The organism is Acinetobacter sp. YH12151 (genome assembly GCF_013418355.1).
Taxonomy (GTDB): Bacteria; Pseudomonadota; Gammaproteobacteria; order Pseudomonadales; family Moraxellaceae; genus Acinetobacter; species Acinetobacter pseudolwoffii.
The window spans coordinates 26068-40097 of sequence record NZ_VPCG01000013.1; the positions used below are offsets into that span (position 1 = coordinate 26068).

The 14030-nt window shown below is 43.1% G+C and carries 12 protein-coding genes; 4 read left to right on the top strand and 8 right to left on the bottom strand.

Annotation, left to right across the window (positions count from 1 at the left end; translation table 11 throughout):
- The first annotated feature begins 126 nt into the window (after positions 1–126).
- Positions 127–582, top strand: coding sequence for an RcnB family protein (locus FTU82_RS06820; RefSeq protein ID WP_180101168.1), 456 nt, complete (start codon positions 127–129; stop codon positions 580–582).
- A 37-nt stretch (positions 583–619) separates the two neighbouring features.
- On the opposite strand, the gene FTU82_RS06825 is transcribed toward FTU82_RS06820, so the two are convergent.
- Entirely contained in the window at positions 620–1117 is a 498-nt protein-coding gene (locus FTU82_RS06825; protein ID WP_005172599.1) for a phosphate-starvation-inducible protein PsiE, read from the bottom strand.
- Between the two features lie 173 nt (positions 1118–1290).
- Here FTU82_RS06825 and FTU82_RS06830 point away from each other — a divergent pair, with 173 nt between their 5' ends.
- A complete protein-coding gene (locus FTU82_RS06830; protein WP_005095746.1) occupies positions 1291–1497 on the top strand; it encodes a hypothetical protein in 207 nt (68 codons plus the stop codon).
- 62 nt (positions 1498–1559) lie between these two features.
- Here FTU82_RS06830 and FTU82_RS06835 read toward each other — a convergent pair whose 3' ends face one another.
- The 3 genes from FTU82_RS06835 to FTU82_RS06845 form a co-directional block, all read right to left on the bottom strand.
- Positions 1560–3341, bottom strand: a complete 1782-nt coding sequence (locus tag FTU82_RS06835; RefSeq protein ID WP_180101169.1) for an acyl-CoA dehydrogenase C-terminal domain-containing protein — start codon at positions 3339–3341, stop codon at positions 1560–1562.
- Between the two features lie 168 nt (positions 3342–3509).
- A complete protein-coding gene (locus tag FTU82_RS06840; protein ID WP_180101170.1) occupies positions 3510–5312 on the bottom strand; it encodes an acyl-CoA dehydrogenase C-terminal domain-containing protein in 1803 nt (600 codons plus the stop codon).
- 303 nt (positions 5313–5615) lie between these two features.
- Positions 5616–6227, bottom strand: coding sequence for a hypothetical protein (locus FTU82_RS06845; RefSeq protein ID WP_180101171.1), 612 nt, complete (start codon positions 6225–6227; stop codon positions 5616–5618).
- 135 nt (positions 6228–6362) lie between these two features.
- Between FTU82_RS06845 and baeS the strand changes: the two genes are divergently transcribed.
- Entirely contained in the window at positions 6363–8015 is a 1653-nt protein-coding gene (baeS, locus tag FTU82_RS06850; RefSeq protein WP_159138715.1) for a sensor histidine kinase efflux regulator BaeS, read from the top strand.
- A 13-nt stretch (positions 8016–8028) separates the two neighbouring features.
- Positions 8029–8715 carry a response regulator gene (locus FTU82_RS06855; RefSeq protein ID WP_004278304.1) on the top strand — a complete coding sequence of 229 codons (687 nt, stop codon included), beginning with the start codon at positions 8029–8031 and terminating at the stop codon, positions 8713–8715.
- Positions 8716–8931: 216 nt separating this feature from the next.
- Here the strand turns inward: FTU82_RS06855 and FTU82_RS06860 are convergent, their stop codons facing one another.
- From FTU82_RS06860 to FTU82_RS06875, 4 genes are all read right to left on the bottom strand, one after another.
- Positions 8932–10416 (bottom strand): DKNYY domain-containing protein, encoded by a 1485-nt coding sequence (locus tag FTU82_RS06860; RefSeq protein ID WP_180101172.1) that lies wholly within the window; start codon positions 10414–10416, stop codon positions 8932–8934.
- A 48-nt stretch (positions 10417–10464) separates the two neighbouring features.
- Positions 10465–10836, bottom strand: a complete 372-nt coding sequence (locus tag FTU82_RS06865) for an MmcQ/YjbR family DNA-binding protein (RefSeq protein ID WP_064102305.1) — start codon at positions 10834–10836, stop codon at positions 10465–10467.
- A 73-nt stretch (positions 10837–10909) separates the two neighbouring features.
- On the bottom strand, positions 10910–12355 hold the full coding sequence (locus tag FTU82_RS06870) for a YdiU family protein (RefSeq protein WP_180101173.1): 1446 nt from the start codon (positions 12353–12355) through the stop codon (positions 10910–10912).
- Positions 12356–12490: 135 nt separating this feature from the next.
- The gene (locus FTU82_RS06875; protein ID WP_005095770.1) at positions 12491–13654 is read right to left on the bottom strand and encodes an acyl-CoA desaturase; all 1164 of its coding nucleotides are present in this window, start codon (positions 13652–13654) and stop codon (positions 12491–12493) included.
- Positions 13655–14030: the final 376 nt, after the last annotated feature.

A 14030-nucleotide genomic window follows, 5' to 3' on the forward strand; every position in this document is an offset into this window, starting at 1 on the left:
CCGATGGGCCTGCTAGATTGAAAATACGCAGGCACATTACAAAAAATTGCAGGGTCAGTAAGCGTATTCATATTTTCTGCATTTATTTTGTTTAAAATATAAACGAGTGATTGAGAGGAAGCTCAAATGAAAATAGTGTTATTGAGTGCAATATTTGCTGCATTGCTATTGGGGGCTTCTGCACAGACGATGGCCGGAAACGCTTGGGGCGGATATACAGGGGTTGAACGTTCTAAGCCGAATTACCGCGCTGCACCATCACGCTCTTATGATCCACCACGGCACTCTTATCCGCAGCGTCCGATGCCACCTAGACCACATTACCCGCAACGACCGACCCATTGGGGTTATCCGCCGGCTCAAAGTCAAAGTGGTCTCAATATCCAGTATCAGGTGCCGACCACCATTTATCAAAATTCCAATAGCTATAGCTGGGTGAATGGCGATCCGAATGTGGCTCGAATTGAAAGTTCAAGATATAGCGTTATCAGTGACTGGCAGCGTCTGGGCTTACCTGCACCACCGCGTGGCAGTTACTGGATTTATGAAAATGGACGTTATGTGCTGGTGCCGAATCGTTAAGTTAAAAATCCCCCTTTATTCAAGGGGGATTTTTATATCAAGCCAACTCATCATCTTCCGGACGAGGCGTTTTGCCTTGTGGCACTGGTTTCTCGCTGTGTTTGTCACGAATCACCGATGGATAGGTCCATGACGCATAGCGCACCACTAAAATGGCAAATGCCATAATCAGGATCGAACCGGTAATAATCACCAGATCCATACTGGCTTTATGCGTGTGCTGAATGTCCGCAATGAGCAAGCGGGTCAGTGCGGTAATGGCAATATAAATCAGGAAGCGTACCGGCATATGATTGGTTTTAAAATAGATCCCCACCATGGCACCGAGTTCGAGATAGATGAACAGTAAAAGAATATCGTCAATGGTGGCGAACTGTTTAACGGTTAGAATGTCGACGACGGTATGACCGGCAGACCAGATCACCATACAGCCAATTACAAACAGGGCAATATAATGAAAACTTTCTACAGCAAGATTACCAAAACGGTCGAGGAGGGCTTCAAGTTTTTCAACTTTGGGATGGGGTTTCGGCATAAGATCTTCCTGATTTTTATTTGATATAAACGATACTTAGAGAATAACCTGCAAAAATTATGCACAGAATGATTGGATGAAAAATAAAGATTAAATTATTTGAACTTTTGCGCTTTTTTTAGACTAAATTGCTATATTGTATGGGTGGTACATTGAATAAATAGGAGAAAAAAGTGTTAGATAAAATTCAAACAAAAATTGACCAATTAGAAGCCGGAAAAAAATTAATCCTCGGCGTAGGCATTAAGGCTGAAGATATGCAAAAGGTGGTGGAACTCTGCGAGTCTTTAGAGTCAGAGGGGAATATCAAAATTGTGAATAAACATCTGAATCCGAAAAGCAATAATCAACCGGATTCTTTAATGATTCAGAAAGTTTAAGTTTCGAATTGTAATAAAAACGCCTGCATCAAGCAGGCGTTTTTGATTATGGCTGTTTCAGCTTAAGCTTGAGTCGTGAAGTAATCTTCAGAGAAGTTCATGATCAGGTCAGAACCTGATTTTACTTTGGTGATGCGTAGAGCCAGCTCAGGCAGAATGCGTTGCACAAAATAATTCGCCAAAGCCAGTTTGTTTTGATAGAACTCGCCTTCTTTATTTTTCGCAGCATTGGCAATACGTGCGAACATATACGAGAAGCTGAGCAGACCGACAGCGTGCAGATAGTCGACCGCGGTCGAGTTCGGGAAATCATGACTTTCTCTTGCTGCTTCCAGAATAAACTGAGTCACCGATTCGACTTCAGTTGCTGCATCCAAAGTGGCGTCTTTAATGAAGTTTAGGTCTGCATCCAGACTGTTGGCAAAGTCACGGATTTCAGAGATATATTCAGAGATATATTCACCGCCACATTTAATGGTTTTACGACCGATTAAATCTTGTGACTGTACGCCGTTGGTACCTTCATAGATCTGGGAAATACGCAGGTCACGGATACATTGTTCCACGCCCCATTCACGGATATAGCCATGACCACCAAACACCATTTGCGCATCTAATGTTGCCTGGAAGGCAGTATCGGTTAAATAGGCTTTTGCGATTGGCGTGAGTAGTGCCACGCGGTCATTGGCTTTTTTCACCGCTTCAGGATCAGTAGAGAATTTGGTGATATCCAGCTGTTGACCTACATACACGGCGAATGCACGCGAAGCTTCATTATTGGCACGCACATTCAACAGCATACGGCGTACATCACCATGCACCAGAATACTGTCCGCAGGTTTGTTTGGTGATTGAACGCCAGCCGCACTACGACCCTGTAAACGGTCTGTCGCATATTGTGCAGCGTTTTGGTAAGCAAACTCAGAAGCGCCCAAGCCTTGGATACCCATCGACAGACGTTCATAGTTCATCATCACGAACATCGCCGCCAGACCTTCGTTTTCTTTACCAACCAGGTAGCCTTTGGCACCGTCAAAGTTCATCACACAAGTCGCAGATGCCTTGATCCCCATTTTGTGTTCGATTGAACCTGGGCCGACCGGGTTACGCTCACCGATAGAACCATCTTCATTGACCAGGAATTTCGGGACGATGAAGAGGGAAATACCACGAGAGCCAGCAGGGGCATCTGGGGTTTTCGCTAGAACGAGGTGAATAATATTTTCAGCCAGATCATGATCACCACCCGTGATGAAAATCTTGGTGCCGCTGATGCTATAAGTGCCATCTTCGTTACGTTCAGCTTTGGTCTTGATAATACCCAGATCAGTACCGGCATGTGGCTCAGTTAAGCACATGGTACCTGACCATTCACCCGAATAAATTTTAGGTAAATAGGTTTCTTTTTGTGCTTGTGAAGCGTAGCTGTTCAGCGCCATGCCTGCACCAACAGAAAGCAGTGGATACAGCATGAAAGACGGGTTGGTCGCGAACAGCATTTCATCAGAAAGTACTGTCAGCATTTTCGGCATTTCCTGGCCGCCCCATTCCATATCTGCGCCCAGACCAATCCAGCCGCCTTCTGCATATTGTTTGAATGCTTCTTTAAAGCCAGCAGGTGTGGTCACATTGCCATTTTCATATTTTGCGCCTTCTTCATCACCGCTACGATTGAGTGGCAGGGTCACGTTTTGCGAAAATTTTGCCATTTCTTCAAGAATGGCTTCTGCTGTTGCAGCATCCAGATGCGCTAGATTTTCATTGGCCTGCCAGAACGGTTCTGCATTGAAGACATCGTTCAGGATGAATTTCATATCGGCAAGTGGCGCGTTATAAATTGGCATGGTGTGTCACCTGTTTATTGTTTGATTAAATGAGTTTTAATCAGTCTAAAACACTCAAAATCTGAATGTTAGACGACTAAAGGTTAATTCTGTAACTCTTTATAAAGAAAAAGGACTGCCTGTTGATTGACCGTCCTTTTTCTGAAATGTAGCTAGTCTGAGACTAACTTAGAATGCAAAGTGTTCCGCATCCAGGTTCATCAATGGCTCTACACCTGTCGCAATCACTTCAACGTGTGAACGAACGCGTGGCAGGATTTTCTTGAAGTAGAAGCGTGCTGTCGTCACTTTGGCATTGTAGAAATCAACCTCAGTGGTGCCCGCAGCCAGTTGCTCCTGAGCAACCAATGCCATACGTGCCCATAGGTAAGCTAGAGTGACATAACCAGAGAAGTAGAGGTAATCGACTGCAGCCGCACCCACTTCTTCAGGGTTTTGCATCGCGCGCATACCAATCTGCATGGTCAGATCGCCCCATTCTTTGTTCAAGGCAGCCAATGGTTCAACGAATTCTTTCAAACCAGCGTTGTCTTTGTTCGCTTCAGCAAACTTGTGGATGATCTTGGTGAAGTCTTTCAACATTGCACCTTGAGTACCCAAAACTTTACGGCCTAACAGATCAAGCGCCTGGATTTCAGTCGTACCTTCATACAGGCAGGCAATACGTGTATCACGTACGATTTGCTCCATGCCGTGCTCAGAGATAAAGCCGTGACCACCAAATACCTGTACACCGTGTTTCGCAGCTTCAGAACCGGTTTCAGTCAGGAACGCTTTCGCAATAGGAGTAAGCAATGACAGGATGTTGTCCGCAAATTTACGGTCAGCTTCTTCTGCAGCATGTTCAACCACGTCAGCATATTGTGCTAATAGATAAACCAGTGCACGACCACCTTCTGCATATGCTTTTTGAGTTAAAAGCATGTTACGTACAGCAGGATGCACAATGATTGGATCTGCTTCTTTTTCTGGTGCTTTAGGACCAGAAAGAGAGCGCATTGCCAGACGATCTTTTGCGTATGCAAGCGCGCCTTGGAATGAACCTTCAGATGCTGCAAGACCTTGAACTGCTGTACCGATACGTGCTGTGTTCATGAATGTGAACATGCAGTTCAGGCCGCGGTTTTCAGGTCCAATCAGGAAGCCTTTAGCATTGTCAAAGTTGATGACACAAGTCGCATTACCGTGGATCCCCATCTTGTGTTCGATCGAACCACAACGTACACCGTTACGCTCGCCAATCGAACCGTCAGCATTCAGGTTAAATTTTGGTACGATGAATAATGAGATACCTTTGGTGCCTTTCGGTGCGCCAGGAAGGCGAGCAAGTACGATATGAATGATATTTTCAGCCATGTCGTGTTCACCAGCAGAGATAAAGATCTTCTCGCCAGAGATTGCATAGCTACCGTCCGCTTGTGGTTCAGCTTTGGTACGGATAATACCCAGGTCAGAACCTGCATGCGATTCGGTCAGGCACATGGTACCAGTCCACTCACCTGAAACCAGTTTAGGCAGGTAAGCATCTTTTTGTTCAGCTGAACCGTGGTGTTCTAAAGTACGAACCGCACCGTGAGACAGGCCAGGGTACATGCCCCATGCCCAGTTCGCAGTACCGACCATTTCAGAGATGGTAATCCCTAAAGAGTTCGGTAAGCCTTGACCGCCATACTGTTCTTCAGCAGAAAGTGAAGGGAAGCCCAGCTCGATGTATTTTTGATACGCTTCTTTAAAGCCTGTTGGTGTAGTCACCACGCCGTCATTCCAGGTACAACCTTCACGGTCGCCCGCCTGGTTAATCGGAGAGAGTTCATTTTCACAGAAATCAGCCGCAGCTTCTAAATACTGATCTACCAGTTCACGGCTTACGTTTTCTTGGAATGCAGGGAGATTTGCATAGTGTTGTTCAGCATTTAATAATTCATGCAACACAAATTGCATATCACGTAAAGGCGCTTTGTATTGTGGCATATCGGTTTCCTCAATACTGGTTTAACCAGCGTTATAATCTTAGATGAACTAAAAACGTATCTTCACTGACACGGTTTGGAATGATTCTAATCCTGCAACATCTTCCCCTGCGGTACAAGCTTTTCAGGGGGATTTCTTGGTGACTGTAAAGTCAAAGATTAATATGCATGACGTATTAAACATATTGAGTATAAAGGCTTTAGTCATATTTTGTATGATACGAATAGTCAACTATCCAGGGTAAATAGCACGCAATAAAAAAGCACCCGAAGGTGCTTGTCGTGAATCATTGATTCCTATGCATTAATAGGCAGATGTTTTGGGCTGGAAACGAACATGACATTGACCATTCACTGTTTGTTCACCTGCTTTGATCTGTGCAGCAGTACCATCTTTCTTGCCTTGACAGGCTTGCAGCATCGCTTGTTGTTTTGCCTGACGCTGAGCCAGACGTTGATCAAACTGTTTGGTCAATTCTGCACGTTTTGCATCAGTTAATGCTTCACCGCGCATCATGCCGCCACGGACATCGGCACGCATTGGACGATGTTCACCTTTCATGCCGCGGTGTTCACCGCGCTGGCCTTGCATGTTTTTACGATCGGCTTTAAAAACGATAGTGCAGCTGCCATCAATGGTTTTATCACCGGCCTTGATTTGAACCGCTGAACCTACGGCTTTATTGTCACAGGCCTGTTGCAGCTGTTTGGCAAATTGCAGACGTTCCGCACGCTTTTCCTTAAACTGCTCGCGCTGTTCAGGCGAAAGATGATGCTGTTTTTTACCCTCATGATGATGTTTCATCATTTGGCGATGATCATTGTTCGGTACATTACTGGTAGATTGACAGGCAGTCAAAGCACCCATAGAAAGAACACTGGCACTGATTAAGGCTATTTTTGTCATGGCTTGCATTGTATTTATTCCCGTCAAGAACCTGATTTTATGTCAGGTAAAGATTAAACGATAAAGATGAAGAAACAATGAAGAGTTTTTTGATGCCATGTTCGCTACAATAATGAATATAGAAGAAAAATTGAGATTTCTGTTTTGAACATTCGTCGTATTCCGATTGCATTACGTCTATTTTTGACCGTACTGTTGACCACGCTGGTTATTACCACAGTGAGTCTGGGTGTACTGCATCTGAATATGCAGCGTAATTTCGCCCGCTATGTGGCTGATGTCGAAATGCAGAAACTGGATTATGTGATTAAAAATCTGGCGGATGTCTATGCGGTGTATCAGGACTGGGGCAATGCGATTCAGGCCCAGATTCTACAAATGGAAGGGGAAGCCGCCCCAGATGATTATGACCGTTTATCACGCTGGTGGCTGCGCCGTCAGTATGATATTGCCTTGCAGCAGCGCTATTTTCAGGAACAGACCCTGGTTCAAGTCGCACCCAGTATGGTCGATCCGGCTTTGCCACCGCGTCAGGTCAATGAAGAAGAGTTACGCCTCCTGGCTTCCAATCTACCCTCTCAGTTTCAGCCCTTTGAAGGCCTAAAATTTCCGCTGAGTTCCAATCAGAATCTGTTTAGAACTGACCGTAAGAATGGCGAACAAGCAGCACAGCAGCCGACCGGCAAGAAGCAGTTTATCCAGATGCCGGATCGTCTTGGTCTCAGTTCACGTCTTTCGCTGTATGATGCAAAACGGCGCTTTGTGGTCGGTGAGGCTTCAGATGAGCAGATTTCCTATCGCCCGATTATGGTGAATAATCAGATTGTCGGCTATTTGGGCTTAAAGCCGGTTCTGGATCAGGATGATGCCTTAAGTATTAATTTTTTTAGTAATCAAAAGCGTTATTTGTTCTTGGTCTATGCGCTCAGTATTTTGGCCAGTCTGATTGCCTCCTTGTTATTGGCGACTTATTTCAAGAAACCAATTCAACGTTTGCTGAATGGTACGCGTGCTCTGACCCAAGGCAATTATCAGTATCAGGTCAAAGTCAACCGCAATGATGAATTGGGTGATTTGTCCAATGAATTAAATGCCTTGGCTGTGATTCTGGATCAGCATGAAACCTCACGCCGTCAATGGGTGGCAGATACCTCACATGAATTGAAAACGCCACTGGCGGTATTGCAGGCACAGATTGAAGCGATGCAGGATGGGATTCGTAAACCCACCCCTGAACATTTTGCTTCCATGCTGGCGCAGGTCACCAGCCTGAAAAAACTGACACAGGATCTGGCCGCATTGGCACAGGCCGATGCGCAGCAATTGCAATTTTACTTCTCGACGGTGAATCCGTGGGAGGTGGTACAGCAGGAACTGATCAACTTCCAGCCAAACTTTGAACAGGCCAAATTGACGGTCACCGCAAATGGCGAAGATACTGAGTTAAATCTGGATCTGGACCGCTTTAAACAGATTGTGGCCAACTTGCTCAGTAATAGTATTCGCTATACTGAAGCGGGTGGGCAGGTGCATATTCATAGCACGCAGGATGAGAAAGAATGGACCTTATATGTCGATGACAGTCCATTTGGTTTGAGCGATGAGCAACTGGCGCGGATTGGCGAGCGTTTCTACCGTGTCGATGATTCGCGTACCCGGGCGACTGGCGGAACTGGGCTTGGTTTGGCATTATCATGTAAAATTACGCAGGCGCTGGGTGGCAGCTTAAGCTTTGCGCATTCACCACTCGGTGGTTTACGCTGCAAACTGAGTTTTCCTAAACAAATGAAACCCTAAAGGAAATATATTGATGAAACATGTCATGCTGGTTGAAGATGAAATCGAACTTGCACAATTGGTGCGAGACTATCTGGAAGCTGCTGGTTTTGAGGTCAGTATGTTTCATGATGGGCAGGAAGCATATAACAGTTTTACCCAGCGTAAACCGAGTCTGATGATTTTGGACTTGATGGTGCCGCGTATGGATGGTCTGACCATTTGCCGTAAAGTGCGTGAACAGTCAGATTTGCCGATTATTATGGTGACCGCGCGTACTGAAGAAATTGACCGGGTATTGGGTCTGAATATGGGTGCAGATGATTATCTGTGTAAACCATTTAGTCCGAAAGAACTAGTTGCGCGTGTACAGGCTGTGTTACGTCGTCTGGATCGTAAATCAGAACCGGAAAGCAATGATTTATTCCGTATGGACAAATCCCAGCAGCGTATCTGGTACCAGCAAAAAGCTTTGAACCTAACGCCGACCGAATTCCGTTTGCTGGAGTTATTCTTGGAACATGTCGGACAGGTATATTCACGTGCACAATTGCTGGATCATATTAATCCGGACAGTTTTGATGTGGCAGACCGTGTGATTGACAGTCATATCAAGAATTTGCGCCGTAAGATTTCAGATGCGGCTGAAACTGGCAATCGTCATGAATGGATTCAGGCGGTGTACGGTGTCGGTTACCGTTTTGAATATCCTGAAGATTGATTTGGGATTGAGATAAAAAAGCGAATCAGGTATGGTTCGCTTTTTTTCGGGACTAGACACTAGTATCTAGATTAGACAGAGAACACTGCACTTTTCAAAAGCGCAATCCTCAGTATCTCAGTTGTCTTTAACTTTACTATTGCCAACTCATAAAAGTTTATCACTAAATAAATGTTCACTTACATAAATAGATATCAAGTAGGCGGTGGGATTGCCTTAAGAAAAAATGTTTTTAAAGCAAAAACGTTGAATATCCTTAATTTTGCTGAATGTTTTACCTTTTACTGACTTGAATATGTCCGGGTTTTTTAATAATTCTTCTGCCTGAGTGTAGCTCAGTTGATTTTTACGTAATTGATCAATTGTAGTGCTCTGTCTCACCTCAAACATAGATTCAGTCCAGCTTCCATATTCTGGGAGGTAAAAAAGTCGATCTCCATATGTCCAAAAACTCCCTTTGATTGGAATCCCTTTATATAAGGGAGACTGAATGAACAGATCTTCCTCTTTTTTCCATTGAGAGAAGGGCATATTGTTTAGCATTCTAATTTCTGAAGTTGTTGAGCATAATTCAGAAAAAAACATGAATAAAGTGCTTGAGAAGGTTTGATATTTTCTAAAAAAATAAATGTGCTTACCATTACTGAATACACTTGGGGATAATCTGTGAAGTTCTGAGATAAAGGGATTTTTGTTGAGGACTTCGAGTTGAAGCTTTTGAGTATTAAAAAAAGCGATTTGATCCTCAGAAGTAAAAATTGGGAAAAAGGTATGATTGTCATCTTTTTTAATTATCTTTAGATTTGGATAATCAATTTTATGTGATTGATAAAAATAGCGATCGCTTAGTGGGTCATATAAGTAAATTTCGAAGTCAAATGGAATGGATTTTAAAGCGTCATTGTAATTTAAATCTAAAATTTCATGTTTATAAAAAACATTTTTTTGATCTGTGATATAGCTGTTTTCTTGCCAGATTTTTTCATGGGGTTGAAAGGAGGTTAAATATCTTAAGTGATATGGATCTGTTGATTTTAATTGTTGTCCTTCAACATAAGTCGATTCACCATTCGTCATGATATTTTTAATTATTAGCTTATAGTTTTGCTTACCATTTTTTAACTGATATAGAGGGTAGTGGTATCCTGATTTTGTAATTTTTCTCCCCAATAACATCGCATCTATTTTTTCAGATAAAGTAGGATCGATCGAATCTGAACTTGCCCTAAAATTCCAATCACAAAAATAAGTATTTTGATGATCAGTCAGATAGCCCCCTCCCAGATAAATTAAACGAGAAGGGCTTAGATTAGGAATTTTTTGAAATCCACAATACACATTGTTCTTATCTAGGGCTATATTTTTTCTTCGATTTTGATCTTGATCAAAAGAATCTTTCCAATGGAAATGTTGAGCCAATGTTTTAAATGAGTTTACATCCGCTTCTGGAATGGGAACGCCATATCGAGCAAGTGGAATGGGGAAAAAGTAATAAATTTGATTATTAAATTTTTGAAAATGAGACGATTCATTTTTAATAAGAGCGACCCCTGTACGGTTAAAATAATCTGTGATGAGTCCTGGAGGGGAGAATTGCGCTAAGCGTTCCTCCTTGCTTAAAGTGGGTTTGGTGAATTGAGGAAATAGATAGATTAAGACTAGTATGGTTAAAGCAATCCCTATCATTTTTATATTTGACATGCATCCTCACATGAGCAATGAAATTTTATTCTTGAAGTATTAGGTTATTTAATTTTTAGTATTTAATAGAGAAATTCTCTGTCTTTCAACTTTCTTCAATTTTGCCACAACCAACTCATAAGAATTCAGCACCAAATCTTTAATCAAAGATTCATCCAGATCTTCCTCCTCGTAAACTGAAATCCAATGCTGTTTATTCATATGCCAGCCAGTACGAATATATGGATAAATATCCCGCAGCATTGCACCGTGCTCAGGCTCGACTTTTAAATTAATGGCAGCTTTACTTTGCAAATGAAAAGTCAGCATAAAGACTTTATCCATGACTTTATAAACATCACAGCCCTTGCCAAAAGGCTGGGTGACTGTTACTTCAGGAAGTTTTAAAGCAGTTTGGGCAGTAAGAGTGTGTAAGGTCATAAGCTGTGAATAAATAAAAAAACTGTGGATAGTGTTTAAATTATCCACAGTTTTTATTTTAGATGTGAATAAATTAAGAAGAACAGCTGACCATTACTTCTGGCACATCACTTGGCAATGGTGCTAAATCTTCAGGCTGTTCCAGATCTGACTGTTTCAGATAAGGCTGACTCAATAATTTAAACAGGCGGTCTACTTCAGAAAAATCATCCCGCTCTGCCAGTTCAATGGCTTTCTGTGCCATGTGATTGCGCAGAATGTAATGCGGATTGGCTTGCTTCATGGCGGCATCCAGTTCTTCAATATCCTGATGTGCACGAATAGTTTCATATTGTGTCAGGAAAGCTTCAAACTGACGGCGATCCAGACAATCATCTTTAATAGCGTCATAGTCTTTATTTTGCAGGCGGATAAAACTCTGAGTGTAGTCCAGTTGCTCGCTTTGCAAAATGCGTAGAAATGCCATCGCACAATCAAAACTGTCTTTATGAAAACTTGGCAAGCCCATTTTCTGGTTTAAACCGTGTTTGTAATGTTCCAAGAACGTCTGCTCATAATGTTCCAGACAGTAGGCCAGATCCTGTTTCCATTGTTCTTTGTCATAATCCGCAGGGCAGAGGGGAACCAGATTGTTTAACCATTGCCACAAGTTCCAGTGCCCGATACTTGGTTGTTGCTGATAGGTATAACGCCCCTGATAATCCGAATGGTTATTGATCCAGTTCGGACGGAAGCGCTCCATAAAGCCATAAGGACCAAAGTCCAAAGTTGAACCGGTAATATTCAGGTTGTCAGTATTCATCACGCCATGTGCAAAACCAACCAATTGCCATTTGGCAATCATGACGGCAGTGCGCTGAATAACTTTGGTGGCAAAGCTCAGAATCGGCTGTTCGGCTTGCAGGCATTCCGGATAATGCCATTCAATACATTTCTGGGTAAATTCAGCCAGCAGATCCGGCTGATATTGATTGATCCATTCAAAATGCCCGAAACGAATATGACAGTCTGAGGTACGTAACATCATTGCACCGGGTTCGAGCTTTTCGCGTTGAATGCCTTGCGTTGAGGAAGTAAAGCCAACCGCATTGCTCGACGCTACACCCAAAGAATTTAAAGCATGACCCGCCAGATATTCACGAATCACCGAACGCAGTACTGCACGCCCATCACCCATACGCGAATAGGGCGTTGCACCCGCACCTTTTAAATGCAGGTCAATAGTCTGACCTTCCTGATCAAGGATCTGTGCAATTAACAGGCCGCGACCATCTCCCAATTGTCCAGCCCATTGACCAAACTGATGACCTGCGTAGACCATGGCCAAGGGTTGAAACTCAGCAAAGACTTTCTGACCACTACACATCTCGACCCATTGCGCTTTGTCTTCATCTGACCATTGCAGTTGTTCTGCCAAAGCTACGTTAAAATGCCCGGCTTTTGCGCCTTTCAACGGTAGCGGAACTTGATGGTGGTAAAGGGCAGCAGGAAGGGTTTGATAACGAGAGTTAAAATACATGGCACTCAGTACAGGCTTGGAATACCTTGACTATAACAAAGTTGCCTGTAGAAAACTGTTGTATAAACGAGAGTTCAAGTTATCTTTCAGACATAAAAAAAGCCCCGATTGGGGCTTTTTTGTGAGCAGTTTTTATTAAGATACTGCTGATTTTTTCAAATTACGAACCAGTAGATTTAAGGTTGCCCGGTGATGGGATAAACGCTGTTCAACCAGCTGGAATTCAACTTTCAGTTTGTCATCCATCTGGTGAATTTTTTCTGCCATAGAAGCCTTTTTCACCTGAATTTCTTGCTCTTTCAGTTTGGCCCAGTCATTTAAAGTTTGGGTAAAGGCATCATATTCCTGTGCAATCTTGGTTTTCACAGTAATGATGTCTTCAGAAACATCATGGCCATACACCGCAAGATCCTGTTCAGCATATTTAAACTTCATTGCCAGTTCTGCTTTTTTGATATTAAAGCTAGGAATACGACGTAAGTTTTTGGCTAAACCCAGTTTAGAACAGGTCCAGATCAACCATTTGGTTGGATCGTATTGCCACCATTTCACGCCATTACGGTAATCGTACTGGAAAATGTGGTGGTAATTATGATAACCCTCACCCCAGGTGGCAATCGCAAGTACGAAGTTGTCACGTGCAGTGTTTTCGTCGGTATAAGGACGATTACCCCACATGTGACACAGCGAGTTGATGAAGAAAGTCACATGATGGCTCAGGATTAAACGCACTAATCCACCCAGCAGCAAGACTCCCCAGACATCGCCGACTGCCCAGCCAATTGGAAGCAAAATAGCAGCATGAACGGCAATCACTAATGGAATATAGTATTTGTCCTGAAACATGACCACTTTGTCTTTTAACAGATCTGGCGCATTTTTATAGTTTGCCACACCTGATGGATAATCACGTAACATCCAGCCGATATGTGCATACCAGAAACCTTTGTTGATCGAGTACGGATCTTGATCCACATCATCGACATGACGATGATGAGTACGGTGACCAGATGCCCAGAACAAGATACTATTCTGTACAGCAAATGTACCCATAATCATTAAGATGATTTTTAATGGTAGAGTGGCTTCATAAGCACGATGTGCCCACAGGCGATGGTATCCTGCTGTAATGCCAAGGCTGCTTACGCCCAGTAAAACAAACATGCTGATCCAAGCGGCGGCGCTAAAATCATGGTGATACGCATATAACGGAATTGCAATCAGGGCGACAATGGGTAATAACACCAATGCAAACACTGCAATCCAGTTAATGGGGGCTTTGGGTAAGGGAGCATTCATCTCCAACAGCACTCCTAGAACCTCGGAAGGTTTAACAAAAAGCAGAAACCACTGTTGATTTTAACAGCAGCCTATCTTGTTTATATTAGCATGTGGCCTATAGCATCACTAGCATTATTGTACGGTTGTATTGTACTTGTCAGTAACAGGATAAGTAGGGCAAAAACGACCATTTTGCCAGTCTAGACGGGGCTTGATTTCCGACTAAGTGACTGAGGATTATCGGTCTTTTAGACTATTTAATTGGGCTAATATTAAGCGATTTAACTGTTCGTCATTTCTACAATATTGCCAGAAAATTTGCAGAATATATCTCATAGAAAATTAATTTAACATTCAAGTCGAATCAATCTAAAAGTCAGACACGCTTTAATAG